Here is a 26,054-nt window from a genome sequence, read left to right on the forward strand (position 1 = left end):
GCCCCCGCGCATTCTTTGTCTTGCCAGCCTCCAAGCCACCACTGGTTTGCAAGCCAGCCTCTTCCTGAGCCGCAATCCGGCAGGCCCTGCCTGTTTGAATACCTAGTCTTTGCCATCATGAGTGCTTTTCTAGAAGAACGCGTGCTGTCGGTGCACCACTGGACCGATCGTCTTTTCTCCTTCACCACGACCCGTGATACGGCGCTGCGTTTTTCGAACGGCCACTTCACGATGATCGGTCTCAAGGTCGGTGACAAGAACCTGTTGCGCGCCTATTCGATTGCAAGCCCCAACTACGAGGAGCATCTGGAGTTCCTGTCGATCAAGGTGCCCGACGGTCCATTGACCTCGCGCCTGCAGAACATCCAGGTCGGCGACACCATCATCGTGGGCAAGAAGCCCACGGGCACGCTGCTCATCGACTATCTGCTGCCCGGCAAGAACCTCTACATGATAGGTACGGGAACGGGCCTTGCGCCCTGGCTGGCCGTGGCGCGCGACCCCGAGACCTATGAGCACTTCGAGAAGGTGGTGGTCGTGCACGGCGTGCGCCAGGTCTCCGAGCTGGCCTACCAGGAGCTGTTCGAAAAAGAACTGCCGGAGCACGAGTTCCTGGGCGAAATCGTCAAGGACAAGCTGATCTACTATCCCACGGTCACGCGCGAGCCCTTCCGCAACCAGGGTCGCATCTCCAACCAGATCAATGCCGGCACCTTCCCGCAGAACATCGGCCTGCCCGAGCTCAACCCCGAGACCGACCGCATCATGCTGTGCGGCAGCCCGGCCATGCTCGGCGAGCTCAAGGAGCTGCTCGAAGCGCGTGGCTTCAAGGAAGGCAACACCACGACGCCAGGCGACTTCGTCGTCGAGCGCGCCTTCGTGGAAAAGTAAGCCAGGCACAGCCCGCACCACAACCTGCTCAGCCGCGCATGCCGCCGCCCAGCACACCTCCAGACGACAGAAGCTTTGTCATCTCTCTTTCAAGAGGTCTGGAAGTGCTGGGCTGCTTCCGTTCGGGTGACAAATTGTTGGGCAACCAGGAAATCGCCCAGCGCTGCGGCCTGCCCAAGTCCACGGTGTCGCGCATCACGCATACGCTGACGGCGCTCGGGTATTTGATCCATGTGCCGGAGCAGTCCAAATACCGGCTGGGCACGGCCACGTTGACTCTGGGCAGCTCCATGCTCTCGCGCCTGGACGTACGCCGCATCGCCAGGCCCTGGATGCGCAAGCTGGCCACCAGCGTCGGCGCCGAGGTGGCGCTTGCGACGCGCGACCGCCAGCACATGGTGTATCTGGAGCACTGCCCCAGCCCCAGCTACACCCAGAACAAGCTCGACATGGGCTCGCGCCTGCCGCTGGCGACCTCGGCCATAGGCCGCGCCTGGCTGGCTGCGAGTCCCGCTGCCGAGCGCCAGCAGGCGCTGGACTACCTGCGCATCCATGCGCCCGACCAATGGCAGTCCGTGCAGGCCCAACTGCCGCTGTGGCCGTCTCCCGGCAATCTGCCCAAGCCCTGGCTGACCACGTCCATGGGCGAATGGATTGCTGCCACGAATGCCATTGCCCTGGCCTTTTCTCCGCGCCGGGGCCTGCCGCTCATGGCCATCAGCCTGGGCGGTCCCGAGCGCTACGTCAACGTGGAGACGCTGCGCCACCAGGGCATTCCGGCGCTGCAGCGCATGGTGCATTTTCTGCAGCAGGAGATCGACCGGGCGTGACCCGTGTCGCGTTGCGGGTCAGCGCGCATCGTTGCTGGACTTTTGTGCACCGAGAGCCGGATGCGTCATGGCGGTGCATGCTTTTCTCCCGCAGGCATGGGTGGGGTGCACGCCAATGGTGCATCTCGCGCAGATCAGGGGTGTTTTGAGGTCAGGGCAGCGCGTCGCACGGCCCTGATCTGGGCTGGCACGATCCCTGCTCTACCCGGTTGCGATTCCAACCTAGTCCAACCGGAGAACTTCATGCGCCTTGCGAGCTTTCAAACCATTGCTCTGGCAGGTCTGGCCTGCCTGCCGCTGTGGGCCCAGGCCCAGTTCACTGCCAATGTGGCCCTGACCTCGAACTACAAGTTCCGCGGGCAGGACCAGGATGCCAGCCGCGCAAGGGCCTTCAAGCCCGCTTTGCAGGGCGGTTTCGACTACAGCTTCGGCGACAGCGGCTGGTATCTGGGCAACTGGAATTCCAGCGTCGACTGGCTGGCTGGCAACTCGCTGGAAAGCGATCTCTATGGCGGCTACAAGTTCAAGGCCGGAGAGCTGAGCTTCGATGTGGGCCTGCTGCAATATCTGTATCCGGGCAACTCGGATGGCAATACCACCGAGCTGTATGGCGCGGCGAGCTACGGGCCGTTCACGGCCAAGTACTCGCATACGGTCTCCAAGGACTACTTCGGCCTGGCTGCGAGCAGCTCTGGCTCGGGGCGCAATACCGGCTACCTGCAACTGCTCTACAGCGAGGAGATCGCGCCCAAGACCACGCTCAAGGCTTCGGTCGGCTATACGCGCTTTGCGGGCGACATCCACGGCTCGGGCGTGCCCAACTACATGGATTACAGCCTGGGCGGGGCCTACGACTTCGGCAACGGGCTGTCCCTGGGCGCGGCCGTGGCCGGAGCAACCCAGAGGTCGTATTTCGGCGCAGGCAACAAGCCGCGCCTGATCCTGACCCTGGCCAAGGCGCTGTGAGCGCGCAATCTCCAAGGAGTCAAACATCATGAAACTGATGGTAGCCATCATCAAACCCTTCAAGCTCGACGAGGTACGCGAAGCCTTGTCCGAGATCGGCGTGCAGGGGATTACGGTCACCGAGGTCAAGGGCTTTGGGCGGCAAAAAGGCCATACCGAGCTCTATCGCGGCGCCGAATATGTGGTCGACTTCCTGCCCAAGGTGCGGCTGGAGGCGGCGGTTCCCGATGCCATGGTCGAGCATGTGATCGAGGCCGTGGAGCTGGCGGCACGCACGGGCAAGATCGGCGACGGCAAGATCTTCGTGCTGCCGCTGGAACAGGCGGTGCGCATACGTACCGGCGAGACCGGCGACAGCGCCCTCTAACGCTCACTCAACTCCCAAGGATTGCCATGAGAAAAAGTCTTTCAGGGCTTGCGCAAACAAGGGCGCGGGCACTTCCACTCCATGCGATCAGCGACTCGCCCCGGCCGGTCCTGCGCAAGTCGGGCCTGTTTGCCTCGGGCCTGGGCCTGCTGGCTGGCGCCGCACCGGCCCTGGCGGCCGAGAGCGTGCCCACACTCAATGCCGGCGATACCGCCTGGATGCTGACCTCGACCATGCTGGTGATCCTGATGATCATCCCGGGGCTGGCGCTGTTCTACGGTGGCCTGGTGCGCGCCAAGAACATGCTGTCCGTGCTGTGCCAGGTGTTCGTGCTGTTCGCGCTCATCACCTTGCTGTGGGCCATTTATGGCTACTCGCTGGCCTTCGGCGGTGAGGGAAGCTTCTTCGCCGGCTGGGACAAGCTGTTTCTCCAGGGCATGTCAGCGGGTTCGTTGTCGACAGCCCTGCCGACGATTCCCGAATACGTGTTCGTGGCCTTCCAGGCGACCTTTGCAGCCATTACCGTGACCCTGATCGTGGGCGCGTTTGCCGAGCGCATCAAGTTCGCCGCCGTGCTGCTGTTTGCCGTACTCTGGTTCACCTTCAGCTACATCCCCATGGCCCACATGGTCTGGGGCGGCGGCCTGCTGGCCAAGGATGGTGCACTGGACTTTGCAGGCGGCACCGTGGTGCACATCAACGCCGGTGTGGCAGGCCTGGTCGGTGCCTACATGCTGGGCAAGCGCATAGGCTTTGGCAAGGAGGCCCTGCCTCCGCACAGCCTCACGCTGACCATGGTCGGAGCCTCGCTGCTGTGGGTGGGCTGGTTCGGCTTCAATGCGGGCTCGGCCGGCGCGGCCAACGGCACGGCAGGTCTGGCCTTCATCAACACCATTGTTGCGACCAGCGCCGCGGCTCTGGCCTGGCTGGGCGCCGAGGTGCTGCACAAGGGCAAGGCCTCCATGCTGGGCGCAGCTTCGGGCGCCGTCGGCGGTCTGGTGGTGATCACGCCGGCCGCAGGCTTTGTGGGGCCCATGGGCGCCATCGTCATGGGCCTGATTGCCGGTCCCATCTGCCTGTGGGGCGTCTCCGGCCTCAAAAAGCTGCTGGGTGCGGATGATGTCTGCGATGTGTTCGGCGTGCATGGCGTGGGCGGGATCCTGGGGGCTGTGCTCACCGGTGTGTTCTGCGCCTCCAGCCTGGGCGGCGTACAGCCCGAGGGCTACCAGATGGCGCATCAGGTCTGGGTGCAGACCAAGAGCGTGCTGCTGACCATTGCATGGTCGGCCGTGGTGGCCGCCGTGGCCTACAAGCTGTGCGATCTGCTGGTCGGCCTGCGCGTGAGCGAGGAATCCGAGCGCCAGGGTCTGGACATCACTTCCCATGGGGAGGCCGCGTACTACCGTTGATCCAAGGGAGCTGCTGCTGACGCAGCGCATGGTGGGGAGCCCCGGCACCAGGTGCCGGGGCTTTTTTTATGCGCGCAACGCCCAGCGCCAAGAAATCGCCCGATTTCGCTCCAACCCTTGGAGACAGTGTCTTTGCGCGCGGTCTACAGCGTTGCGAATTCCCTCCCGCAAAGACACTGGCGCACCGTGAGGAGATCGTGAACACGCTCTGAGAAAAATCACGGCCATTGCAGCAGCTGGCTGTGGCGCAGAGGCTACGATTGGCCCATGGACATCACCCACAGCGCACTTCGACAAACCGTGGAACGCGTGCATACGGCCGTGGCCGAGCGCAGGCCTTTGCGTCTGCGCGGCGGCGGCACCAAGGACTTCTACCGGGCGGGCCCGGACGGCGAACTGCTGGATACGCGCGCGCTCGCAGGCCTGATCAGCTACGAGCCCAGCGAGCTGGTCGTGACCGCACGCGCCGGCATGGACCTGGCCGAGCTCCAGGTCTTGCTGGCCGGCCAGCGGCAGTGCCTGGCCTTCGAGCCCCCGCACTATGGGCCTGGCGCCACCGTGGGCGGCATGGTGGCCGCGGGCCTGTCGGGGCCGGCCCGCGCAAGCGCCGGGGCGGTGCGCGATTTCGTGCTCGGGCTGGAGCTGCTCAACGGCCAGGGCGAGCTGCTGCGCTATGGCGGCCAGGTCATGAAGAACGTGGCCGGCTATGACGTCTCCCGTCTCATGGTGGGTGCCTGGGGCACGCTGGGCCTGATCACCGAGGTCAGCCTCAAGGTCCTGCCCCTGGCGCCGGCCGAGGCCACGCTGCGTTTTGACTGCGATCAGCAGCAGGCACTGGACTGGCTCAACGCCTGGGGCGGCCAGCCCCTGCCCTTGAATGCGAGCCGCTGGCAGCACGAAGCGGGCCGCGGCGGGCACCTGTACCTGCGCTTGCGCGGTGCCCAGGCGGCCGTGTACGCTGCCTGCGAGCGCCTGGGCGGCGAGCGGCTCGAAGGCGTGGAGGCCGATTGGCTGGCCTGCCGCGACCAGCTCCTGCCCTGGTTTGCGCGGCGCGCGCCAGGCCATGCGCTGTGGCGCCTGTCCCTGCCCCAGACCGCGCCTGCGCTGCTTCTGCCCGAGGGCTGCGAGGGGCCGCTGATCGAATGGCATGGCGGCCTGCGCTGGGTCCAGGCACCGCCGCAGCTGGGCGGGCAACTGCGCCAGATGGCGCAGGATCTCGGTGGAAATGCTATCTGTTTCAGAGCTGCTAGCGAAGGTGCAGCAAGCGATACAGGCGGTTTTGATGCATATTCCGGCTCTGCACTGGCACTCTTGCATGCAAGACTCAAGAAGGCCTTCGACCCTCATGGGATCTTCAATCCCGGCCGCATGAGCCAGACCTGGTAGGCCAAGCCCATGAATCAACTGCACCTGTTGACCGACAGGCATAGAACCAAGGCCAGCAACCGCGCCCTGGGCCTGCTGCTGGCCTTCAATGCCGGGGCCGTGAACGCCGGGGGCTTTTTGCTCGTGGGCTCATATACCTCGCACATGACGGGCTTTGTCTCGCTGCTGGCCGACAACCTGGTGCTCGGCAATACGGCCCTGGTGCTCAGCGCCATCGGTGCCCTGCTGGCCTTCATGAGCGGCGCGGCCGTGACGGCGATGCTGGTCAACTGGGCGCGGCACCGCCAACTGCGCAGCAGCTATGCCCTGCCCTTGCTGGTCGAGGCCTTGCTGATGCTGGTGTTCGGCATGCTGGGCGCGGCCATGCTGACCTGGCCCACGCCGTTTGCCGTGCCCCTGGCCGTGCTGCTGCTGTCCTTCATCATGGGCTTGCAGAACGCGACCGTGACCAAGATGTCCTCTTCCCAGATACGCACCACCCACATGACGGGCGTGATCACCGACCTGGGCATGGAGCTGGGTCGCGCGCTCTACTGGAACCGTACGGGCGATCCGCCCGAGCACCGGGTGCGCGCCAACCTGGAACGCCTGCGGCTTTTTGCGGGCCTGCTGCTGATGTTTCTGCTCGGCGGGATTGGCGGCGCTGCGGGCTTCAAGCATCTGGGCTTTGTCTTCGTTTTGCCGCTGGCCGTGATTCTGTGCGTGCTGTCGCTGCCGCCGCTGTGGGCCGACCGGGCAAGGCTGCCCGAGAAGATCAGGCGCCATCTGCCGTCATGAAGCACTGCGTGAGCCGCTGCGCGCCAGCCTGGCGAGCAAGGCCGGTCGTGCGTGCTGTCCCTGAGCAGGGCGGCGCCGGTTTCATGCAAGATGAGGCGTCTCGCCAAGGATGATCAGATGCAGACCCAGCTTGCCCACGAATACCGCTCCCGGCCCGAAGGGCTGGAGGCCGAAGCCATTTTGCGCAAATGCGTGCATTGCGGGTTTTGCACGGCCACCTGTCCCACCTACCAGTTGCTGGGCGACGAGCGCGATGGCCCGCGCGGGCGCATCTACCTGATCAAGCAGGTGCTAGAGGGCGGGACGCCCACGCACTCGACCCAGCAGCATCTGGACCGCTGCCTGACCTGCCGCAACTGCGAGACCACCTGCCCCAGCGGCGTGGAATACGGCCATCTGGTGGACATAGGCCGCAAGATCGTCGAGGAGAAGGTACCCCGCCCCCTGGGGCAGCGACTGCAGCGCTGGGCGCTCAGGACCGGCATGAACTCCGGTCTGTTCGCGCCGGCCCTGAAGCTGGGCCAGGCCGTGCACGGCCTGCTGCCCCGGGCCCTGGCCGACAAGGTGCCTGCGCCGCAGGAGGCCGGCGCCTGGCCCGCGCGCGAGCACGGGCGCAAGGTCTTGCTGCTGGCCGGTTGCGTGCAGCCGGCCATGATGCCGCGCATCAACCACGCCACGGCGCGCGTGCTTGATGCCGCAGGCATCCAGACCCTGGTTGCACCTGGGGCAGGCTGCTGCGGCGCGATCCGGTTCCACCTCAACGACCAGGAGGGCGGCAAGGCCCAGATGCGCGCCAACATCGATGCCTGGTGGCCGCAGGTGGAGCAGGCGCAGGTCGAGGCCATCGTGATGAACGCCTCGGGCTGTGGCGTCACCGTGAAGGAATATGCCCATGTGCTCGTCAACGATCCGGCCTATGCGCACAAGGCCGCGCGCATCAGTGCGATGACGCGCGACCTGAGCGAGCTGCTGCCGGACATGCTGCCCGCGCTGGCGCCGAAGCTGCGCGGCCAGGCGGACCTGGGCCTGCTGGCCTACCACCTGCCCTGCACGCTGCAGCATGGGCAAAAGCTGCGTGGTGGGGTGGAGACGCAGATGGCAGCGCTGGGCTTCAAGCTGCGCACGGCCGCTGGCGAAGCCCATCTGTGCTGCGGTTCGGCCGGCACCTATTCGGTACTCCAGCCCGAGCTCTCGACCCGGTTGCGCGAGCGCAAGCTCAAGGCCCTGACCCAGGACCTGGGCGGCGAGCAGCCTGCGGCCATCGTCTCGGCAAACATGGGCTGCATGTTGCATCTGCAGGCCGGCACCGGGCTGCCCGTGCGCCACTGGATCGAGCTGCTCGACGAGGCCCTGTCCCAGGCCTGATGTGCGCCGCAGGGAGAAACCGAATGCCTGTCAAGGCCTTGTCGGCTTGCAGATGGCGGCAATGCTGGCATGATGCAGGGTTTTATTTTTCAAGCCCATGTGCTTAGCCATGACCGATTCCCTGTCTGAACCGCAAGAACAGAACGACGCCGTGTCCCCGCAAGGAGCCGACGGCGCCACGGGCCAGGGCCGCAAGCGCTCGCGCCGTGGAGGCCGGGGCCGCCGCGAAGCTGGCGAGGCGGGCGCAGTCCAGGCTGCGGCCCAGGCGCCCCGTGCCCAGCGCACCCAGCATCCGTTGCTGGCCCAGCTGGCCCAGTGGCATCCCCAGTTGTTTGGTGAGCAGCTTCTGCCGCTCAAGCGCGGCATCTTCGAAGATCTGCTCGCAGCCCATCCCGAGCAGATCGAGCGCGAGCAGCTCAAACTGGCCCTGGCGCAGCACACGCGCTCCAGCCGCTACCTCAGCGTGGTCGCCAGCGGCCAGCAGCGCCATGACCTCGAGGCCCAGCCCGTGGAGGACATGGCGCCAGAGCATGTGCACCATGCGCTGATCGAGGTCTTCAGGCGCCGCCAGCTGCGCTCCGCCGAGGACCTGGCGCCCAAGCTCACGAACCGCATCATTGCGGCCTATGAGGCTTCGGGCCTGGCACGCGAGGACTATGCGCAGCGCGTGCAGGTGCGCGACGAGGCCACGAATGCCCTGGTCGCCAAGGCCCTGGCCGAGGCCGACATCCGTGCCGCGCGCGACGAGGCGCTGCTGCGCTCCTTCGAGGCCAGCGGCCAGAGCGAGGCCGGCTTTGCCGAGATGTATGGCATGGGCCTGCAGCAGGTCAGCCAGCAACTGGCCCGCGCGAGAAAGCGGAAAAACACCCTCTGAGAACGTGTTTACGATCTCTACGCTGCCGCGTTGGAGCGCAATCGGGATGAGTTCAAAGCGATGGGGCGCAGCTTGCACCGGGGTGCAAGCAAGCTTTAGCGCTAGAAAATAGCCCGATTTCGCTCCAACCCTTCGGGCCAGTGGCTTTGCGGGCGGTCTGCAGCGTTGCGAATCCTCGCAATAGCACGGCTATTGCTGCGGTGTCGCGCCTTGCATCCCATCCAGCACAGACACTGGCGCGGCACCGAGGAGATCGTAAACACGTTCTGAGGCGCTGCGCGCCTTTCCCCGCTCTTTTCGGGAGGGGGACGACGCCCTCGCCGCAAGGGCGCATGGGTCGAGCGGATAACTGCCGCCTTGCGCCCAGGCCTAGCTCAACAGCTGCCGGCGCGCGCGCAACTGCGGTGAGGCGGCGCCAATGGGCTGGCCCGAGGCCGGCACGGCGCGCTCGCGGCCCCAGGCGCGAATGCTCTCGATCTGCTCGGGCGCGGTCTTGGACAGCGGCACCACGTTGCTGAAGCTGCGCTTGAACAGTTCGGGCGTGGCGGCAGCGTCGCCGCGCAGAAAGGCTTCCTTGACGACTTCGCGCACTGCGGATTCGAGGTCCGAGCCCGCAAAGCCGTCGGACAACTGCACCAGCTCCTGCATCAGGTCGGGCGCCAGCGCCTGCTTGAGGCCGCGCTGCACATAGATCTCTATGATTTCCTGGCGCTCGGCGGGCGTGGGCAGGTCCACGAAGAACAGCTCGTCAAAGCGCCCGCGGCGCAGCAGCTCGGGCGGCAGCTGGGACACATTGTTGGCCGTGGCCACCACGAAGACGCGCGCCCGCGCCTCCTGCAGCCAGTAGAGGAACTGGCCGACCAGGCGCGTGGCCGCGCCGCCGTCACCATTGCCGCCTGCACCGGCCAGGCCTTTTTCGATCTCGTCTATCCACAGCACGCAGGGCGAGACATGGTCGGCCGTGCTCAGCGCCTCCTTGAGCCTGGCCTCGCTCTGGCCCAGGTACTGGCCGTGAATGGTGGACAAATCCAGCCGGTACAGCGGCAGGCTCCAGTTGGCTGCAATCGCCTTGGCCGACAGCGACTTGCCACAGCCGGGCACGCCGACCAGCAGCACACCGCGCGGCGGGCGTATGCCGCGCTCGCGCAGATCGGCCGTGAGCAGGGGGCGCTCCTTGTCCAGCCAGGCCTTGAGGCCGCCCAGGCCGCCCACGTTGAGCTCGGTGCCGCGCACGCTCACGCGCTCTATGCCCGAGATGTCGGCAAAGATCCTGTCCTTGGCATGCATGACCTCGACCATGTCGGCCTTGGTGATGCGGCCGTTGGCGAGCAGGGTGGCGATGATGTTGTCGGCCTCGATGCGCGAGATGCCGGCCAGCGTGGCGGCCGCGCGGCGCTCGTCCTCGGCGTCCCATTCGATGGGAATGTGCTCGCGGTAGGCGTCCAGGCTCTCGCGGATGATGGCCAGCATCTCGTCCTCGGTGGGGGCCGACAGAACCAGGGACATGCCCGCGCGCTGCAGCTGGCCCCAGACGGGCTTGGTGGTGATGACCACGACCGAGCCGCTGTGCTCGGCGGCCAGCATGACCACGTCGAGCAGGTGGCGCGCCGAGGCCGTGTCGTCCTCGATGTCCGAAACCTCGGTCAGCACCACGGACAGGTTCTGGCGCTGGGCGAACTGCTGGCTCGCAAAGTCCACGGCGCCCGTGACCGAGCGGTCATCGTTGAGCGAGCGGCCCGTGGACAGCTCGCGCGTTCCCTGGGACAGCGTGTGCACCAGCAGCGGTGCCTGCAGGCTGGTGCCGACCTCGCGCAGCAGGTCGAGCACGCGGCTGCGTTCGGCGCTGCGGATCGAGATGAAGGGAATGCGCGCCTTGAGGTAGCGCGCGAGAGTGGCCTTGAATTCGGTGGTGTCGCTCATGTCAGAAAAGAATATTGCGTCGCCGCCCCGGCGCACCGATGGGTGCTGCCGCTGCGGGCGCTGAAGCGGCTGCGGGCGCGGCCGCAAGCGGCTGGTCCTGGTAGCGCGTCAAGGGGTTGTTGCGCAGCACCGAGGCCAGGCGCCCGCTGCGATCGGCGCGGGCACTGTCCAGCAGGGAGTTTTGCGAGCGCTCGGCAAAGCGCTGGACTTCATCCAGCAACTGCTCTTTCACGGGTGCCGGCAGCATGGGCAACTGGCACAGGCGCTGCAGGAAAAAGAGCTGTGCGCGCGCCTGCAGTATGGCTTTGACGACGTTCTGCTCGGACGATCCGGTGCGCAGATCCCGCGTCAGGCGGTCGGCGCACAGGCCTAGCCTGCGTTGCAGCTCCTCGCTGAGCCGCTGGGCGAACAGCGGCGCCACGCCGGCCGTCCAGACCAACTGGCCGCTGCCCATGCGCGCAAGGCATTCCTCATCGTGCAGGCCCTGGGCCAGCAGGTCCAGGCATTCGCTCCACTGCGCATAGGTTGCGGGCGCAGCCGGCTGGGCATCTGCGCATGCGTAGTGAGCGCTGCGGCGAAACAGCCCCAGCATTCAGCGCACGCGCCGCACAAAGGGCGAGGCCGGCAGCAGGTCCCATGGGGGCAGTGCGCCGGCCAGCATGTCGCGCCTGTCCTGGGGACCGGTCTGGGCTGCGGGTGCTGCAACCGGGGCCAAGGCTGCTGGCGGGTTGCTGGCGGGTGTTGGAGTGGAGGCGGAGGCGCCGGAAAGGATTTCGCGAACCATGGAACTTCTCCTCAAGCGGCGGCGGTGATCACGCGGCGCACGTTGTCATGGGCCGAGAGCAGGTGCTGCTCGGGGCTGATGGCCTGCAGCAAGGCGGTGAGCTGTCCGGCAAACGCATCGCGCTGGGCCGCATCGCGCCGCAGCTCCACGAGCTCGGCCAGGCTGGCGCGCAGCACCTGGGCCGACTGCTCCTGCAGGCGCGCGAAGTCGGCACGAATCTTGGCGCGTATCTTGTCGAGCTGGCGATAGCTGACAAAGGCCCAGGCCAGTGCGGCCAGGCCCATGGCGAGCAGCACCATATTGCCCAAGCCCATGAAGACCATGACCACGCCCAGCACGATGGCCGCCCAGTGCTTGAGGCCGAGCTTGACCTCGGCCAGCGCGGCCTCCTCGCGTTGTCTGAGGTGGCCTGCCAGCGCCGTCAGCAGCTCGCTTTCGTTGCTGCCGTCGCTGGTCTCGCCGCTCCAGTCTTCGAGGTTGATGGTGATCTTCTGGGGCACGTTCTGGCGCGCCTTGGCCGTGACGTCGGCATGTGCGTCCAGCACCCAGTCGCGCGAGTGCGCAATCGCAAAGCGTTGGGTAGCGCGCGTCACATGCGAGGTTTCGGGGTGCATGGCCGCATTCGTGAGCAACTGCGTGAAGTCCACCTGCTCGTCCAGGGACTTGCTCTGCAGCTCATAGCGCTGCTGGGCCGTGCGCTTGTCGCCGTCCTCTTCGATGATGAGGCGGCACAGCTCCTCCTGGCGGCGCAGCGGCAGCTCCTCGTCGTCGAAGCGCGTGACCAGTTTGGCGAGCAAATCGTCCACGGCGATGAGTACGCTGCTCGCGGGCTTGATCTGGCCTTCGAAGATGGCCTGGAAATGCTGGAGCACGGCTTCGTGCATAGCCAGGCCGTTGAGCGCGCTGTCGAGCGCGGCCCAGTCGGGGCTGAGCTTGGCCAGGTGGCTGTAGCGCTGGGCGTGGTTGAGCTTGGGCGTCTTGGAAAGCAGGGCCCGGCTCCACTGGGAGCGCTGGGCTTCGGCAAAGCCGGCCTGCTCGGACAGCTCGTCGATCCAGGCGGCGATGCGCTTGGAGCACATCTGCGTGGCATCGGCATTGAACACGCCGTTGGCCAGCGCATCGATCATGACCACGGTCTGGCGGTCGAGCTGGTAGGGATTCTGCAGGCCGAAGTAGCGGTCCAGCCAGGTGCGGTGGGCCTCGGTGCGGCTGGCGCGGCGCGCTATCAGTGCAAAGAACAGCGAAGTCTTTTCGTCATCGCGACGGATGGCCTCGGCCAGCGCGCGCTGGGCCAGGTCGCGGTTGTCGTCCAGCCAGGCACCCAGGGCCACCAGGGCCGGTGCCAGCCAGTAGCGCGGCGTGGAGAGCATCAGTTCCTCGGTGACGCCGCGCAGCGTCTCGCGGCGCACCAGCTGGATGTCCGAGGCCTGCAAAATGCCCGTGGCCTGGCGCCGCACCACGGCGTTCTGGCCGAAGCGGTTGTCTATCTCCTGGCGGATCTTGACCTGGCGCGTCTCGGCCAGCGACAGCTCCTTGGCCTTGAGGTCGGCCTCGACGAAGTCGGCAAAGGCCTGCTCCAGCCGCGACAGCTCGGAGCGGGTCTGCGACAGATCGCGGCTCACGGTATCCACCTGGCCCGAAACCGTGCCTATGTCGCCCTGCAGGCTGCGCAGCGAGCCCAGGATCAGGGAAAGATCGGCGACCTGGATGATGCGTTCAGTGCTCATGGTGAGAAGTCTTTAAAGATCGATGAGCGCCGTCTGGCCGGATTCGCCGACGGCAATGAGTCGGGTGCTGTAGACCTCGATGAAGGCATAGCCCGGATGCAGGGCCAGGCCGCGTGCGCGCTCCAGCAGCGCGGGCAGGCCTTGATGAGTCTTGTAGTGCTGGATGATGCTGCCGCTGCAGTCCAGCGTATGCACCTCGTAGGGCGCACCCAGGTAGCAGCGCGAGACGATGCCCAGGGGCAGGGACTCGATGTCGACTTCGGGCAGTTCGTTCCTGATGGCCTCCACCAGCGCCTGGGTGGTGACAGGGCTGTGCACGTGGCCGCCCGCGTCCAGCTGCGTCATGGCCTGGACATAGGCGCTGGAGCGCTTTTGCCTCAGCCTGGCCTGCAGGGCAGGGCCGCTCAAGGCGGTGGACACGGTGCTGCGCGAGAGTGCAGGAGCCAGCGTCTCGGTGGTGGGCTTGAGCCCCAGAATGGAACGGGCCATGGGCAGGCAGGGCCGCGTGCTGGCTGGTGGATCGCGCAGGCGCGTGAAACCAGCCAGAGCCGACGGCGCAAGAATGTGAAACTTCGCAAGTCTACGTCAGCTGGATGCGGGCTTGCCGATTTTTCGGCGCCGCGGCCGGGCATGGGACAGGGCCGACAGCAGGGCGGCCAGCATGATGCAGGCACCGCCGAGCAAGGTCCGCCCGGACAGGGATTCATTGGCGATCAGCACCGAGGAGAGGCTGGCGAAAACCACCTCGGAGAGCATGACCACGGCCGTGACGCCCGCAGGCAGGCGCGTGGCGCCGAACTGCAGGGCCCAGTTGCCGATCATGAGCAGCAGCGACAGCCCCAGCGCAATCGCGGCCCAGCGGAAGTCGAACGCGGGCAGGCCGGGGACCAGGCCCAGCGAGCCCGCACTCAGCGCGCTGATGGCGCCCATGAGCGTGCAGCCGCCGAACATGGCCAGCATGCGCGCCTGGGCGGGCACGGCCTGGAGCCGGCGCAGCAGCACATTCGTGAGCGCGAACATGAAGCCGCCCAGCAGGGCCAGCGCGTCGGCCAGACTCAGGCCGGCCAGCAGCCTGCCCGGGCCCGCGTTCTGCGGCAGCAGCACCAGGGCCACGCCCGCAAAGGCCAGCAGCAGGCGCAGCAGGGCTGCGGGCGCGGGCTTTTCGCCCAGCATCTTCCAGGCCAGCAGCACCGACCAGGCGGGCATCAGATAGAACAGCAGGATGACGCGCACCACATCGCCCACGGTCATGGCCCAGTTGAAGGCCACATTGTTCAGCCCCGAGCTTGCGGCCAGCAGCACCAGGGCCGGATATTGCAGCGCCTGGCGCAGGCTTGTGGGGCGCAGCGTGACCAGGCTCAGGGCAACCAGGCCGTACATGAGGGCCGTGGCCCACAGCGGATGCAGGCCGGCCTGGTTCATGGCGCGGAAAGGCCACCATGAAAGCCCCCAGATGAAGGCGTTGAACAGCAGGGCGAGAACGGGTAGCGGGCTGTGCATGGCAAGAGCCTGCCGGACTGCGGGCAGGCGGGATGTCGGGTGGTTCATGGTGCAGGCCGGCGTGCTCCAGCGCCTGGCCTGCGGTCAAGGGCTGGCGCCCGTCAGCGGGAAGCGGGGGGGGCTGCGCAGGGCCTCAGTTCCCGCGCGCAATCGACAGCAGGCGCGCAACTTCCTGCGGGTGGTGGCGGCAATTGTGGCGGTGCCACAGGCCGATGCAGACCATGATCGCGGCCACGCTGAGCCCGAACACCGTGATCGCGCCAAAGGCCGAGAGCCCGAACTTGGTGGACAGTGCGTACAGCGCGCCCAGGGCCAGGATGCAGGCCTGCTCGTTGAAGTTCTGCACGGCGATGGAGCGGCCCGCGCCCATGAGGTTGTGGCCGCGGTGCTGCAGCAGCGCATTCATGGGCACGACCATGAAGCCGCCGATGCCGCCGAGCACGATGAGCAGGGGAATCGCGAGCCGCACATCGCTGACGGCGTTCATGCAGATCAGCAGCAGGCCCATGGCCACGCCCAGGGGAATCACGCGCGTGGCATTGTCCAGGCGCATGCGCATGGAGGCGAGGATGGCGCCGGCAGCCGTGCCTATGGCCACCACGCCCACCAGGGACGAGGCCTGGGAGGTGTCGTAGGACAGGGCGGCCGCGCCCCAGGCCAGGACGATGTAGCGCAGATTGCCCGAGGCGCCCCAGAACAAGGTGGTGGTGGACAGCGAGATCTGGCCCAGCTTGTCGGCCCACAGCCGCTGGCTGCAGACCCAGAAGTCGGGCAGCAGGCTCAGGATGTTGGAGGCCAGGCTGCGGCCCGGGTCCTGGCGCAGAGGGCGCATGGCCACGCCGGTCAGCGGGATGTGCAGGTTGAACCAGGCGGCCAGCGCATAGATCAGCACCAGGATCGTGATCGCGACCTCGGCCGCCGAATGCACGCCTATGTAGCTCCAGGGCAGGCTGTCCAGCACCCAGGAGGACACATCGGGGCGCAGCAGCAGGCCGCCCACGACCACGCCCAGGATGATGGAGGTGATCGTCAGCCCCTCCACCCAGCCATTGGCCTTGACCAGCTGGGAGGCGGGCAGCAGCTCGGTGAGGATGCCGTACTTGGCCGGCGAGTAGGCCGCAGCGCCCAGGCCGGCCACGGCGTAGGCCAGCAGCGGGTGGCCGCCCAGCAGCATCATCAGGCAGCCCACGATCTTGATGGCATTGCTGATGAGCATGACGCGCCCCTTGGGCAAGGCATCGGCGAACGCGCCCACGAAGGGCGCAAGAATCACGTAGAACAGCGCGAACATGGGCACCAGGGCGGCGCGCTGCCATTCGGGGCCCCCCTGGGTGCGCAGGAGTTCGACAGCGGTCACGAACAAGGCGTTGTCTGCCAGCGAGCTGAAAAACTGCGCCGACATGATGGTGTAGAAACCGCGCTTCATGGATGGAGGGATGGCAGAACCGGTTGAGCTGGCGTCGGAAAAGTAGACCCCAAGGCAAGTGACTGGCGGTTATATCACGCAGGGTTTGGCCGGGAGTGCCAGAATCCCAGGCTTCTGATCGAGACAACTACTATGCCGCGTCCCATTCTCGCCACCATTCATGCTTCGGCGCTGCGTCATAACCTGGAGCGGGTGCGTCAGTGCGTGCCCGACGCCAAGCTGTGGGCCGTCGTCAAGGCCAATGCCTACGGACATGGGGTCGAGCATGTGTTCGAGTCCCTGCGCGCGGCCGACGGCTTTGCGCTGCTCGACCTCGACGAAGCCCGGCGCCTGCGCGAGCTCGGCTGGCGCGGCCCCATTTTGCTGCTCGAAGGCGTGTTCGAGCCGCGCGACCTGGAGATCTGCTCCCGGCTCTCGCTCTGGCATTCGGTGCACTGCGATGAGCAGATCGACTGGCTGGCCGCGCACAAGACCCAGGTCGGGCATCGGGTTTTTCTCAAGATGAACTCGGGCATGAACCGCCTGGGCTTTACGCCCGGGCGCTTTCGCGCGGCCTGGGCCAGGCTCAATGCCCTGCCCCAGGTCGAGGAAATCTCGTTCATGACCCATTTCAGCGACGCCGATGCGCATGAGAGCGTGCCCAGCATGGATTTGCAGCTGGCGCAGTTCCACGAGGCCACGCGCGATCTGCCCGGCGAGCGCAGCGTGGGCAACAGCGCCGCTCTCTTGCGCCGTGGCGGCGAGGCCGGTGTGCGCTGCGACTGGATGCGGCCCGGCATCGTGCTCTATGGCAGCTCGCCCGACTTTCCCCGGCACTCGTCCGCGCAATGGGATCTGGAGCCCACGATGACGCTGAGCTCGCGCATCATCGGCGTGCAGGAGCTGGCCCCGGGCCAGACCGTGGGCTATGGCTCGCTGTTCCGCGCCGAGACTCCCATGCGCCTGGGCACCGTGGCCTGCGGCTATGCGGACGGCTATCCGCGCCACTGCGGCACGGACACGCCGGTGCTGGTCGACGGCCAGCGCACGCGCACCCTGGGCCGGGTCAGCATGGACATGCTGGCCGTGGACCTCACGCCCGTGCCCGGCGCAGGCCTGGGCAGCGAGGTCACGCTCTGGGGCCGGGCCGGCAATGGCGCAGTCCTGCCCATAGACGAGGTGGCCCAGGCTGGCGGCACGCTGGGCTATGAGCTCATGTGCGCGGTGGCGCCCAGGGTGAAGAAGGTGGTTGCCCTCTGAGAGCGTGAACACGCTCTGAGTCGCTTTGCGCCTTCCCCCGGGAAGGGCGACAGCCTGGCTGCGGGGGCGGCTCTGGCCGGGAATTTGGAGGATGCAATCGCCCTGACGGTTTCAGGCGCTGATCATCAAAAGGCTAGCTGCTAGCGCATGTCCTGTATGGATTTCAATATAAAAAATAGCTGAAATGGCCTGGTGATAGGCGCTACCAGCTCTCTTATCCGTAGTGGATCAGGAAAGCAGGCTGCTTCTGGCCTGCTCCAGCAACTGCATCAGCTGCTGCAGATCGGAAGGCTTCCAGTCCTTGAGCAGGTGTGCGGAGAGCTCCTGACGCGAGCGGTGCAGGCCGTCGGCCAGGGCCTGGCCCTGGGCGCTGAGCCGCAGGCAGCGCACGCGCCTGTCCCTGGGGTCGGGCTCGCGCTGCAGCCAGCCCTGGGTTTCGAGCTCGGCCAGCATGCGCGCAAGCTGGGCCTTGTCCATGTGGCTGTGGTCCACCAGCTCTTTTTGCGTGAGGCCTGGACGGTGGCCCACGGTCATCAGCACCCGAACCTCATTGGGCGTGAGCTCGGTCTCCATGGTCTCCATGTCTTTGCGTATGCGATCACGAAGCAGATGCAGCAATTCGTGCATAACTTCAAAGATGTCGACGGGCTGAGGGGAATTCATGGTGTCAATGGTGTGGGTATCAGTTGACAAAGTCAATTAATTGGGAAGAATGGCTTTTAGTGGACTTTGTCAACTTTATCACGACAGCCTTCCCTGCCCCTCTATTCACATACGCCATGACTATGAATTCACCTTCTCTTGCATCTCGCACCAGGCCCGCCTCGGTGGTGGAGCGTGTGCGCCATCCCTTTCGGGCCCGCCATGTGAAGCTGCTCGAGCGCGAGCAATCCAGCCCGGGCTTTGTGCGGCTCACGCTGGGCGGCCCCGAGCTCGAAGGCTTTGTGAGCGCGGGCTTTGACGATCACGTCAAGCTCATCCTGCCGCAGACCGGGCGCGAGCAGCCCGCGCTGCCGGTGCTGGTCAACGGCCGCCCGACCTTTGTCGAGGAAGAGCCGCGCCCCACCCTGCGTGACTACACGCCCCTGCATTACGACGCCGGCAAGCAGACCCTGACCGTGGACTTTGCCCTGCATGACGCAGGCCCGGCGACCGAATGGGCTTTGCTTGCGCCTCTGGGCCAGTGGGTCGGCCTGGCCGGCCCGCGCGGCAGCCTGGTGATCGACTCCGGCCTGCGCTGGCACTGGCTGTTCGGCGACGAGACCGCCATGCCCGCCATCGAGCGCCGCCTGGCCGAGCTGCCGGCCGGCAGCCACGCGCTGGTGCGCGTGCAATTGCGCAATCCTGCCGATCAGCGCGCCTGGAGCAGTGCGGCGCAGCTGGACTGCGCCTGGGTGGACTCGCTGACCGAAGCCGTGCAGACACTGGAGTTGCCCAGCGGCGAAGGCTATGTCTGGGCTGCGGGCGAGCACAGCAGCATGGCCGAGCTGCGCCGCCTGCTGCTGGCCAAGGGCGCATCGCCCAAGCACATGCGCGTGGCCAGCTACTGGAAACTGGGCACGGCCGACCACCACGAGGAGCTAGGCGAAACGCCGGCCTGAATCTGCCGGCGTATGGCATGAACGCTGCCCCAAGGGGCAGCTCCTCAAGACTTCAAGAGCGCCGCACGCAAAAAAGCCCACGATTGTGGGCTTTTTCATTTTTGGTTGCGCGAGAAGGATTTGAACCTCCGACCTTTGGGTTATGAGCCCAACGAGCTACCAGACTGCTCCATCGCGCGGTAATTTTTTGTGTGCACAGCCCCGTGAAATTCAAGACCGCCGTGCAGCGAAGAATTGAAGTATAGCCGATTTGCAAGGGTCCTGCAAATGCGTGCGGGGCACGGCCCGGGATTGGGCAGCCCGCGCGCTCGGTATAGTGCCAACCCCATGGCCAAAGACAAAACCCAGTTCACCTGCAATGCCTGCGGCGGCACCAGCCCGCGCTGGCTGGGCAAATGCCCGGCCTGCGGCGCCTGGAACACGCTGGTGGAGACCGTGTCCGAATCGGCTTCGGGCGGCAAGAACCGGCTCAGCCAGCGCGAGGGCTATGCGGGCCTGGCGAATGCCCAGCCGGTGACGCCGCTGGCGGCCATCGAGGCCCAGGACGTGGCGCGCACGCCCAGCGGCATCGAGGAGCTGGACCGCGTGCTCGGCGGCGGCGTGGTCGAGGGCGGCGTGGTGCTGATCGGGGGCGACCCCGGCATAGGCAAGTCCACCCTGCTGCTGCAGGCCATGGATGCCCTGCACCGTCTGGGCCTGCCCACGCTGTATGTGACGGGCGAGGAAAGCGGCGCCCAGGTGGCCTTGCGCTCGCGCCGCCTGGGGCTGGAGGCCAGCCAGGTGAATGTACTGGCCGAGATCCAGCTGGAGAAAATCCTGGCCACCATGGAGGCCACGCAGCCGGCCGTGGTGGTCATCGACTCGATACAGACGGTGTATTCGGACCAGCTCTCGTCGGCGCCGGGCTCGGTGGCCCAGGTGCGCGAGTGCGCGGCCCACCTGACGCGCGCGGCCAAGACCACGGGCATCACCGTCATCCTCGTCGGCCATGTGACCAAGGAGGGCGCGCTCGCCGGCCCGCGCGTGCTCGAACACATGGTGGACACGGTGCTGTACTTCGAGGGCGATACGCACAGCAACTTCCGCCTGGTGCGTGCCATCAAGAACCGCTTTGGCGCGGTCAACGAGATCGGCGTGTTCGCGATGACGGAAAAAGGCCTCAAGGGCGTGTCCAACCCCAGCGCCATTTTCCTGAGCCAGCACAGCGAGCCCGTGCCCGGCTCCTGCGTGCTGGTCACGCTGGAGGGCACGCGCCCGCTGCTCGTGGAGATTCAGGCCCTGGTCGACCAGGGCGGGCCGGCTGCGCGCCGCCTGTCCGTGGGCCTGGACCGCGACCGCCTGGCCATGCTGCTGGCCGTGCTCAACCGCCATGCGGGCGTGGCCTGCGCCGATCAGGACGTGTTCGTCAACGCCGTGGGCGGCGTGCGCATCAGCGAACCTGCGGCCGATCTGGCGGTGATGCTGTCTATCACCTCCAGCCTGCGCGGCAAGGCCTTGCCCAAGGGCTTCATCGCCTTTGGCGAAGTCGGCCTGGCCGGCGAAGTGCGGCCCGCGCCGCGCGGCCAGGAGCGCCTCAAGGAAGCCGCCAAGCTGGGTTTCACCATGGCCGTGGTGCCCAAGGCGAACGCGCCCAAGAAGCCGATTGCCGGCCTCACCATCCACGCGGTGGAGCGGGTGGACGAGGCCATGAACATCGTGAGAGCGATAGGCTGATCCCCCGCGCGGCTAGGCCGCGAGGCGGCTCTTGCCCTCCATCCCCGGTGTCGGGCCGCCGGGATGGCCTCTTGGGTTCGGAATGCTTTTTTCAGGAGAAAGCGTGGCCTGCATTCCTGGTCTTGAGGGGGCCAGCTCCATGGGGGTGGCGTGTTGATCTTCAATAAAGTGAGCTGGTAGCGCTTGGTATATAAAGATTTCAGACTGAAAACTATCTGAAATCTATTGCTGTAGAGCGCTAGCAGCTTCTAAATTAATAGTCCTTCAGACTTTGTCCAGCAGGGTGCAGGGCCATACGCGTTCGCCGCAGCGGGCGGGGTGCGTGTGCATATGACAATCGTGCCCATGAATTTGCGCAATATCCTGATTCCTCTTGGTCTGTTGGTGCTGTTGATCGGGGCTTACCAGTCCTATGGCTGGCTCGGGGTGGTGGCCGTGGGCGGCGGCATCGTGATGTGGCTGCTGCTGCACTTCACGCGCCTGATGACGGTGATGAGGCGCGCCTCCCAGCGCCCGATTGGCTATGTGGGCAGCGCCGTCATGCTCAACGTCAAGCTCAAGCCTCGCCAGCCGCTGGTGCATGTGGTCGCCATGACACGCTCCCTGGGCGAGCGCCTGTCCGGGGACGATGAGCAGCCCGAGATCTACCGCTGGACCGATGGCACGCAATCCCATGTGACCTGCGAGTTCGTGGGCGGTCGGCTCATGAAGTGGGCGCTGCAGCGTCCGCAGCAGCCCGAATCCGGGGCCGAGATCGAGGCCGGTGCACCGTCTGCAGCGCCCTGAAAAAAAGCGTTTGCGGGCCAATCCCCGCGTATCTCTGCCACGGCCGGGCCTTGGCTGCGGCCGGCGCTTGTCAGGCCTTGATTGCAGTCGGTGGGCGGAGCAACGCAGCCCCGGCGCAGGACACTAGAATAAAAGGCTGTTGATTCACCCAAGGACGCATGTATGAGCCCCGCAACCCCCTCCATGGCCGACCGCGACGGCAAGATCTGGATGGATGGTCAGCTCGTGGACTGGCGCGATGCCAAGATCCATGTGCTCAGCCATACGCTGCATTACGGCTGCGGGGCATTCGAGGGCGTCAGGGCCTACAAGACCGAGCAGGGCACGGCCATCTTCCGGCTCGAGGACCATACCAAGCGCCTGTTCAACAGCGCCAAGATCTTGCGCATGCAGATTCCGTTCACCCAGGAGCAGGCCAACCAGGCCCAGATCGACGTGGTGCGTGCCAACCAGCTCGAATCCTGCTATCTGCGCCCGCTGACCTGGATTGGCGACAGGAAGCTGGGCGTCTCGCCCAAGGGCAACACCATTCACCTGATGGTCGCAGCCTGGGCCTGGGGCGCCTACCTGGGCGAGGATGGCATGGAGCGCGGCATACGCGTCAAGGTCTCGAGCTTCACGCGCCACCATGTGAACATCACCATGAGCCAGGCCAAGGCCGTGAGCAACTACACCAACTCCATCCTGGCCAATACCGAGGCGCTGGATGACGGCTACGACGAAGCCATCTTGCTGGACGCGGCAGGCTTCGTCTCCGAAGGCTCGGGCGAGAACATCTTCGTGGTCAAGGACGGCGAGGTCTGCACGCCCGACCTCTCGGCCGGCGCCTTGAACGGCATCACGCGCAACACCGTCATGCACATCTGCGCGGACCTGGGCCTGAACGTGGTGCAAAGGCGCATCACGCGCGACGAGCTGTATATCGCCGATGAAGTGTTCTTCACGGGCACGGCCGCCGAAGTCACGCCCATACGCGAAGTCGACCGCATCCAGATCGGCGAGGGCCGGCGCGGCCCGATCACCGAGAAAATTCAGAAGGCCTTCTTCGATATCGTCAACGGCCGCAACCCGAAGTACGCGCACTGGCTGACCAAGGTTTGAAAATCACCCCCTGAGCGTGAGCGGCTGCGCCGCCACCGCCTTCAAGAGGCGGCGGCGTCCCCGCTGCGCGGCGGGCATGGCCCCATGCTGGCGGCTCTGCCCGCACCCACCCCTTACGAAAGAGACCACGAAATGACCACGAATGCCATCGTTGAACTGGCCGCCAAGGATCTGAACCAGCAAGGCGGTGTTTTCTGTCCCAGCCCCAAGGCCGACATGAAGCTCTGGAACAACCATCCCCGGGTCTACCTGGACGTGGGCCACACGGGCGAGGCCAAGTGCCCCTACTGCGGCACGCAATACCGGCTCAAGGCCGGCGAGGTGTTTGCGGGCGGGCATTGAGCGCTGCCTGGCCTGAGAACGTGTTCACGTTCTCAGGACTGCTGCAAGCAAGGCCCTCAGCGGGCCTTGTTCCTTATGGGTTGAGCGCGCGGTGCCAGATGCTTCCGGGCACGGCGCCGCCGTGGCGGGCCAGCATCTCGCTGAAGTGGCGGCGCTCGCCGCCGCGCAGCTTGACCACGGGAGCCAAGGCGGCGGGCGCCTGGCTCAGGCAGAGCCGGGGATAGAGCAAATACCATTTCCAGCGCAGGCCGTGGTGGTAGTAATAAGCCGTGTCCTCGGCCTTGAACAAGACCATGCAGGAGAACTCCTGGCGCTGCAGCACCCGCTGGGCCGCAATGTGGATCAGCAGATAGCACGGGTCCTTGATGCCTTGCTGAAGCGCAGCCCACCCGGGCTGCTGCTGCAGGCGCCGCAAATAGACCTCGGCGCCTTCCTCGATCAGCGCCTGATGGAACTCCTCTTGCCAGGCCGCCATGAAGCGCGAGCCGGGCGGAGCGCCAAAGGCCCAGCTCTCGACCACGGGAAAAGCCGGCAGCCGGGTGAATTTTTCCAGATAAAAGCCCACAAACTCCCTGGTGGCTGCGTCAGACGCCTGCATCCAGTCCATGGAGCTGGTGAGCAGGCTGCTCGCATCGAGCCAGAAGCCGCCATGGCGGGCCACGAGGTACAGACGCAGCCAGTCCGACTGCTTGGTCGGGTGCAGCCCGGCAAACTGCCCGGGGAGCTCGCCGGCCTGCACATAGTCGGCAAGATTGCCGGGGTGGACCAGCCGCACTTCATAATCCGGGCATTGCAGGCGCCAGCTCTGAAGACATTCGCAGACAAACACATCGGGATGGGGCTGGCTCCAGTACGTCCACAATATCTTGGGTATGGTCGCAGGCAGCGGTTGGCCGCTGCGATTGACGGCGCCCGCATGCGAGCCCTTGAGCACACAGGGTGCGGGGATTTGATAGCCGGCAGAGCTTTTGAGGTTGGGGAGCTGAACCAACTGCAAGGCGCCTTTGAAGAGGCAGGCAGGAATCCTGGTCATGGCGGGCTGATGAAGCGGGAGCTCGGTTGAATACACAAATTTCTATGCAAGCGGATTGTGCTTCAGAACCTGTGACAGGCTTTGTGACAGCGGCTGCCCAGCCCGGCATGCGACGGCCCATGCGGGTGCTGCATTTCGTGACCGGAGGTTTTTCGGGGGCGACCCAGGTTGCCGTGGATCTGTGCCTGGCCGCCAGGGACACGCCGGACATGCAGACCCTGCTGGTCCTGCGGCGCAAACGCAATACCTCCGAAGCCCGGGTCCAGGCCTTGCGCGACCAGGGCCTGCAGGTGCGTGTGGTCTCCAACTGGCTGCATGTGCTGACCGTGCGCGAGCTGCGCAAGATCATGCGTGAATGGAAGCCCGACGTGGTCTTTGCCCACGGCTTTAGCGACCACATCTGGGGCCGGCAGGCCGCCGTGGCCGAAGGTGTGGCGCAGATCTTTCATGTAGAGCACAACTCGCGCGAGCGCTATACGCGGCGCAGGCTCCAGCAGGCGCTGGCGCTGGCGCCTTTCACCCAGGCCAGCATAGGTGTGTCCGAAGGCGTGCGCACCAGCCTGGTGGAGCGCGGCTTTCCTCCGGAGCGCTGTGTGGCGATCTGCAACGGCATCGATCTGGAGCGCTTTGCACCAGGCCTGCTGCCCGGGCACTGGGCCGAGCGTGAACCGGCGATTCTCATGGCCTCGCGCTTTGCCCGGCAAAAAGACCAGGCCACGCTGATCCAGGCCCTGGGCCTGCTGCACGGGCAAGGGCTGAAACCACGCCTGTATCTGGCTGGTGGCGGACGCAAGCGTCAGCTGGCCCAGGCGCACAAGCTGGTGCAGCAACTGGGCCTGCAGGAGCAGGTGCGCTTTCTCGGCAATGTGTCGGATCTGCCGCAAAGGCTGGTGCAGACGCAGATCTTCGTGCTTGCCACTCATTGGGAGGGCATGCCTCTGGCCCTGGTGGAGGCCATGGCGGCAGGCTGTGCCTGCGTCGGCTCCGAGGTGCTGGGCGTGCGCGAGCTCATCGAGCACGGCAGCAATGGCCTGCTCGTGCCCGAGTCGGATGCGCGGGCCCTCGCAGAGGCTCTGAAGCGGCTGCTGCAGGACCCGGCCCTGTGCCAGCGTCTGGGCGAGGCGGCGAGGCACCAGGCGTTTGACTCCTATGGGCGCCAGCATATGTGGCAGGCCTACCGGCAACTGCTGCTGGGCACCTCAGGCCGCCAGGCCTAGACCTCTGCGGGGCTTGCCTTACAGGATATGGCTGGCCTTTGGTGTCTTGGCGCGATGCAGGGCATTGCCCCAGCCCAGCTCCAGCTTCATCCTGAGCTTGCGCAGCCGTTGGGGCAGAGCGGGGGGCGGCTCTTTTTCCATCCATATGCTGCTCACTTCACTGGTATCGTCCAGCGCGATCACCGAGGGCTGGATGCCGAAGACCTGCAGGTCGTTCTCGAACCAGAAGCGCAGGTCCACATCAATGGGGCGGCCAAAAGGCAGACGCGAAGCCAGCAGCTTGTGTGCGCCTGCACGGCTGACAACATAGCCGGTCGCAAAACTGGGAATACGGCTGTAACTTATTAATTCAAGAGATGAATCTGACAAATATTTACGACTAGCGATTTTCTCTTTGGGGCGTCCAAACAGTTTGATCATGTCCCAGCGATCTGCGGGCAGGGCTGCAATGGATTGCAGCGCCTGGGGCAGTGTGGGCAGCAGGCGCACATCGTCCTCAAAGACCGCCAGGGCCGGCGCATCCCCGTCCAGCAACTGGCGCCAGGCCGTGATGTGGCTGCAATAGCAGCCTTTCTCTCCGTTGCCCATGGGCTTGAAATACTGCCGGGAGTTGAGTTGGGAGCTGAAATAATAGGCCTTGGCTTCTTCGTCAAGATCATTCCACCAAACGGCAGGCAGGCGGGAAGCTGCCAATCCCAGATTCGAGAATTGAGCCTGCATGCGCTGCTTGCGCTCTGCATCCTTGGCAAGATTGATATAGACAATGGGAATACTGGGCATGCTGGAGCTTGGCAGGTGTT

26 protein-coding genes and 1 tRNA gene are annotated in these 26,054 nt (G+C 65.8%); 16 read left to right on the top strand and 11 right to left on the bottom strand.

The annotated features are described in order from the left end of the window. The first annotated feature begins 117 nt into the window (after window positions 1–117). From G486_RS0104625 to G486_RS0104665, 9 genes are all read left to right on the top strand, one after another. Window positions 118–891: a ferredoxin--NADP reductase gene (locus tag G486_RS0104625; protein WP_027014478.1), complete on the top strand. Its 774-nt coding sequence runs from the start codon at window positions 118–120 to the stop codon at window positions 889–891. A 38-nt stretch (window positions 892–929) separates the two neighbouring features. After that, window positions 930–1,721 (top strand): IclR family transcriptional regulator, encoded by a 792-nt coding sequence (locus G486_RS0104630; protein WP_027014479.1) that lies wholly within the window; start codon window positions 930–932, stop codon window positions 1,719–1,721. Between the two features lie 243 nt (window positions 1,722–1,964). Continuing rightward, window positions 1,965–2,687 (top strand): TorF family putative porin, encoded by a 723-nt coding sequence (locus tag G486_RS0104635; protein ID WP_027014480.1) that lies wholly within the window; start codon window positions 1,965–1,967, stop codon window positions 2,685–2,687. A 28-nt stretch (window positions 2,688–2,715) separates the two neighbouring features. Next, a complete protein-coding gene (locus G486_RS0104640) occupies window positions 2,716–3,054 on the top strand; it encodes a P-II family nitrogen regulator (protein WP_027014481.1) in 339 nt (112 codons plus the stop codon). A 26-nt stretch (window positions 3,055–3,080) separates the two neighbouring features. Next, a complete protein-coding gene (locus tag G486_RS21555; protein ID WP_084455039.1) occupies window positions 3,081–4,463 on the top strand; it encodes an ammonium transporter in 1,383 nt (460 codons plus the stop codon). Window positions 4,464–4,730: 267 nt separating this feature from the next. Then, window positions 4,731–5,849, top strand: coding sequence for a glycolate oxidase subunit GlcE (gene glcE / locus G486_RS0104650; protein WP_027014482.1), 1,119 nt, complete (start codon window positions 4,731–4,733; stop codon window positions 5,847–5,849). Window positions 5,850–5,858: 9 nt separating this feature from the next. Beyond that, window positions 5,859–6,626, top strand: coding sequence for a YoaK family protein (locus G486_RS0104655; protein ID WP_027014483.1), 768 nt, complete (start codon window positions 5,859–5,861; stop codon window positions 6,624–6,626). 117 nt (window positions 6,627–6,743) lie between these two features. Beyond that, window positions 6,744–7,991 (top strand): glycolate oxidase subunit GlcF, encoded by a 1,248-nt coding sequence (gene glcF, locus G486_RS0104660; protein WP_027014484.1) that lies wholly within the window; start codon window positions 6,744–6,746, stop codon window positions 7,989–7,991. A 109-nt stretch (window positions 7,992–8,100) separates the two neighbouring features. Then, window positions 8,101–8,865 carry a ProQ/FinO family protein gene (locus G486_RS0104665; protein ID WP_051303131.1) on the top strand — a complete coding sequence of 255 codons (765 nt, stop codon included), beginning with the start codon at window positions 8,101–8,103 and terminating at the stop codon, window positions 8,863–8,865. Between the two features lie 369 nt (window positions 8,866–9,234). Here the strand turns inward: G486_RS0104665 and G486_RS0104670 are convergent, their stop codons facing one another. From G486_RS0104670 to lplT, 7 genes are all read right to left on the bottom strand, one after another. After that, a complete protein-coding gene (locus tag G486_RS0104670) occupies window positions 9,235–10,785 on the bottom strand; it encodes an AAA family ATPase (RefSeq protein ID WP_027014486.1) in 1,551 nt (516 codons plus the stop codon). 1 nt (window position 10,786) lies between these two features. Then, window positions 10,787–11,377 (bottom strand): hypothetical protein, encoded by a 591-nt coding sequence (locus tag G486_RS0104675; RefSeq protein ID WP_027014487.1) that lies wholly within the window; start codon window positions 11,375–11,377, stop codon window positions 10,787–10,789. Then, window positions 11,378–11,569: a hypothetical protein gene (locus G486_RS23920; protein ID WP_156919880.1), complete on the bottom strand. Its 192-nt coding sequence runs from the start codon at window positions 11,567–11,569 to the stop codon at window positions 11,378–11,380. A gap of 11 nt (window positions 11,570–11,580) precedes the next feature. Continuing rightward, window positions 11,581–13,296, bottom strand: a complete 1,716-nt coding sequence (locus G486_RS0104685; protein WP_027014488.1) for a hypothetical protein — start codon at window positions 13,294–13,296, stop codon at window positions 11,581–11,583. Window positions 13,297–13,308: 12 nt separating this feature from the next. Beyond that, on the bottom strand, window positions 13,309–13,785 hold the full coding sequence (locus tag G486_RS0104690) for a hypothetical protein (RefSeq protein ID WP_027014489.1): 477 nt from the start codon (window positions 13,783–13,785) through the stop codon (window positions 13,309–13,311). Window positions 13,786–13,881: 96 nt separating this feature from the next. Next, the gene (locus G486_RS0104695; RefSeq protein WP_027014490.1) at window positions 13,882–14,796 is read right to left on the bottom strand and encodes a DMT family transporter; all 915 of its coding nucleotides are present in this window, start codon (window positions 14,794–14,796) and stop codon (window positions 13,882–13,884) included. A 133-nt stretch (window positions 14,797–14,929) separates the two neighbouring features. Then, the gene (lplT, locus tag G486_RS0104700; protein ID WP_027014491.1) at window positions 14,930–16,222 is read right to left on the bottom strand and encodes a lysophospholipid transporter LplT; all 1,293 of its coding nucleotides are present in this window, start codon (window positions 16,220–16,222) and stop codon (window positions 14,930–14,932) included. Between the two features lie 132 nt (window positions 16,223–16,354). On the opposite strand from lplT, the gene alr reads away from it, so the two are divergent. Next, on the top strand, window positions 16,355–17,461 hold the full coding sequence (alr, locus tag G486_RS0104705; RefSeq protein ID WP_027014492.1) for an alanine racemase: 1,107 nt from the start codon (window positions 16,355–16,357) through the stop codon (window positions 17,459–17,461). 228 nt (window positions 17,462–17,689) lie between these two features. On the opposite strand, the gene G486_RS0104710 is transcribed toward alr, so the two are convergent. Beyond that, window positions 17,690–18,124 (bottom strand): MarR family winged helix-turn-helix transcriptional regulator, encoded by a 435-nt coding sequence (locus G486_RS0104710; protein WP_027014493.1) that lies wholly within the window; start codon window positions 18,122–18,124, stop codon window positions 17,690–17,692. A gap of 122 nt (window positions 18,125–18,246) precedes the next feature. Between G486_RS0104710 and G486_RS0104715 the strand changes: the two genes are divergently transcribed. After that, on the top strand, window positions 18,247–19,062 hold the full coding sequence (locus tag G486_RS0104715) for a siderophore-interacting protein (protein ID WP_027014494.1): 816 nt from the start codon (window positions 18,247–18,249) through the stop codon (window positions 19,060–19,062). Window positions 19,063–19,164: 102 nt separating this feature from the next. Here G486_RS0104715 and G486_RS0104720 read toward each other — a convergent pair. Continuing rightward, a tRNA-Met gene (locus tag G486_RS0104720) sits at window positions 19,165–19,241 on the bottom strand. Between the two features lie 148 nt (window positions 19,242–19,389). On the opposite strand from G486_RS0104720, the gene radA reads away from it, so the two are divergent. The 4 genes from radA (at window position 19,390) to G486_RS0104740 (ending at window position 23,004) form a co-directional block, all read left to right on the top strand. Continuing rightward, window positions 19,390–20,775 (top strand): DNA repair protein RadA, encoded by a 1,386-nt coding sequence (gene radA / locus G486_RS0104725; protein ID WP_027014495.1) that lies wholly within the window; start codon window positions 19,390–19,392, stop codon window positions 20,773–20,775. Window positions 20,776–21,120: 345 nt separating this feature from the next. Beyond that, window positions 21,121–21,561, top strand: coding sequence for a hypothetical protein (locus tag G486_RS0104730; RefSeq protein WP_027014496.1), 441 nt, complete (start codon window positions 21,121–21,123; stop codon window positions 21,559–21,561). A gap of 162 nt (window positions 21,562–21,723) precedes the next feature. Continuing rightward, window positions 21,724–22,662 carry a branched-chain amino acid transaminase gene (locus tag G486_RS0104735; protein ID WP_027014497.1) on the top strand — a complete coding sequence of 313 codons (939 nt, stop codon included), beginning with the start codon at window positions 21,724–21,726 and terminating at the stop codon, window positions 22,660–22,662. Between the two features lie 132 nt (window positions 22,663–22,794). Next, window positions 22,795–23,004: a zinc-finger domain-containing protein gene (locus G486_RS0104740; RefSeq protein WP_027014498.1), complete on the top strand. Its 210-nt coding sequence runs from the start codon at window positions 22,795–22,797 to the stop codon at window positions 23,002–23,004. 73 nt (window positions 23,005–23,077) lie between these two features. On the opposite strand, the gene G486_RS0104745 is transcribed toward G486_RS0104740, so the two are convergent. Next, entirely contained in the window at window positions 23,078–24,037 is a 960-nt protein-coding gene (locus G486_RS0104745) for a glycosyltransferase family 32 protein (RefSeq protein WP_027014499.1), read from the bottom strand. Window positions 24,038–24,156: 119 nt separating this feature from the next. Between G486_RS0104745 and G486_RS0104750 the strand changes: the two genes are divergently transcribed. Next, on the top strand, window positions 24,157–25,254 hold the full coding sequence (locus G486_RS0104750) for a glycosyltransferase (RefSeq protein ID WP_027014500.1): 1,098 nt from the start codon (window positions 24,157–24,159) through the stop codon (window positions 25,252–25,254). 18 nt (window positions 25,255–25,272) lie between these two features. Here G486_RS0104750 and G486_RS0104755 read toward each other — a convergent pair whose 3' ends face one another. After that, window positions 25,273–26,034: a glycosyltransferase family 25 protein gene (locus G486_RS0104755; RefSeq protein ID WP_027014501.1), complete on the bottom strand. Its 762-nt coding sequence runs from the start codon at window positions 26,032–26,034 to the stop codon at window positions 25,273–25,275. Window positions 26,035–26,054 lie beyond the last annotated feature (20 nt).

The sequence above is a fragment of the Comamonas composti DSM 21721 genome (genome assembly GCF_000429845.1).
Lineage (GTDB): Bacteria > Pseudomonadota > Gammaproteobacteria > Burkholderiales > Burkholderiaceae_C > Comamonas > Comamonas composti.

Excerpts from the sequence above, each read along its gene's own strand:
- G486_RS0104625 (WP_027014478.1), top strand. The coding sequence starts at position 118 with ATGAGTGCTTTTCTAGAAGAACGCGTGCTGTCGGTGCACCACTGGACC.
- G486_RS0104630 (WP_027014479.1), top strand. The coding sequence starts at position 930 with ATGCCGCCGCCCAGCACACCTCCAGACGACAGAAGCTTTGTCATCTCT.
- G486_RS0104635 (WP_027014480.1), top strand. The coding sequence starts at position 1,965 with ATGCGCCTTGCGAGCTTTCAAACCATTGCTCTGGCAGGTCTGGCCTGC.
- G486_RS0104640 (WP_027014481.1), top strand. The coding sequence starts at position 2,716 with ATGAAACTGATGGTAGCCATCATCAAACCCTTCAAGCTCGACGAGGTA.
- G486_RS21555 (WP_084455039.1), top strand. The coding sequence starts at position 3,081 with ATGAGAAAAAGTCTTTCAGGGCTTGCGCAAACAAGGGCGCGGGCACTT.
- glcE (WP_027014482.1), top strand. The coding sequence starts at position 4,731 with ATGGACATCACCCACAGCGCACTTCGACAAACCGTGGAACGCGTGCAT.
- G486_RS0104655 (WP_027014483.1), top strand. The coding sequence starts at position 5,859 with ATGAATCAACTGCACCTGTTGACCGACAGGCATAGAACCAAGGCCAGC.
- glcF (WP_027014484.1), top strand. The coding sequence starts at position 6,744 with ATGCAGACCCAGCTTGCCCACGAATACCGCTCCCGGCCCGAAGGGCTG.
- G486_RS0104665 (WP_051303131.1), top strand. The coding sequence starts at position 8,101 with ATGACCGATTCCCTGTCTGAACCGCAAGAACAGAACGACGCCGTGTCC.
- G486_RS0104670 (WP_027014486.1), bottom strand. The coding sequence starts at position 10,785 with ATGAGCGACACCACCGAATTCAAGGCCACTCTCGCGCGCTACCTCAAG.
- G486_RS0104675 (WP_027014487.1), bottom strand. The coding sequence starts at position 11,377 with ATGCTGGGGCTGTTTCGCCGCAGCGCTCACTACGCATGCGCAGATGCC.
- G486_RS23920 (WP_156919880.1), bottom strand. The coding sequence starts at position 11,569 with ATGGTTCGCGAAATCCTTTCCGGCGCCTCCGCCTCCACTCCAACACCC.
- G486_RS0104685 (WP_027014488.1), bottom strand. The coding sequence starts at position 13,296 with ATGAGCACTGAACGCATCATCCAGGTCGCCGATCTTTCCCTGATCCTG.
- G486_RS0104690 (WP_027014489.1), bottom strand. The coding sequence starts at position 13,785 with ATGGCCCGTTCCATTCTGGGGCTCAAGCCCACCACCGAGACGCTGGCT.
- G486_RS0104695 (WP_027014490.1), bottom strand. The coding sequence starts at position 14,796 with ATGCACAGCCCGCTACCCGTTCTCGCCCTGCTGTTCAACGCCTTCATC.
- lplT (WP_027014491.1), bottom strand. The coding sequence starts at position 16,222 with ATGAAGCGCGGTTTCTACACCATCATGTCGGCGCAGTTTTTCAGCTCG.
- alr (WP_027014492.1), top strand. The coding sequence starts at position 16,355 with ATGCCGCGTCCCATTCTCGCCACCATTCATGCTTCGGCGCTGCGTCAT.
- G486_RS0104710 (WP_027014493.1), bottom strand. The coding sequence starts at position 18,124 with ATGAATTCCCCTCAGCCCGTCGACATCTTTGAAGTTATGCACGAATTG.
- G486_RS0104715 (WP_027014494.1), top strand. The coding sequence starts at position 18,247 with ATGAATTCACCTTCTCTTGCATCTCGCACCAGGCCCGCCTCGGTGGTG.
- radA (WP_027014495.1), top strand. The coding sequence starts at position 19,390 with ATGGCCAAAGACAAAACCCAGTTCACCTGCAATGCCTGCGGCGGCACC.
- G486_RS0104730 (WP_027014496.1), top strand. The coding sequence starts at position 21,121 with ATGAATTTGCGCAATATCCTGATTCCTCTTGGTCTGTTGGTGCTGTTG.
- G486_RS0104735 (WP_027014497.1), top strand. The coding sequence starts at position 21,724 with ATGAGCCCCGCAACCCCCTCCATGGCCGACCGCGACGGCAAGATCTGG.
- G486_RS0104740 (WP_027014498.1), top strand. The coding sequence starts at position 22,795 with ATGACCACGAATGCCATCGTTGAACTGGCCGCCAAGGATCTGAACCAG.
- G486_RS0104745 (WP_027014499.1), bottom strand. The coding sequence starts at position 24,037 with ATGACCAGGATTCCTGCCTGCCTCTTCAAAGGCGCCTTGCAGTTGGTT.
- G486_RS0104750 (WP_027014500.1), top strand. The coding sequence starts at position 24,157 with ATGCGGGTGCTGCATTTCGTGACCGGAGGTTTTTCGGGGGCGACCCAG.
- G486_RS0104755 (WP_027014501.1), bottom strand. The coding sequence starts at position 26,034 with ATGCCCAGTATTCCCATTGTCTATATCAATCTTGCCAAGGATGCAGAG.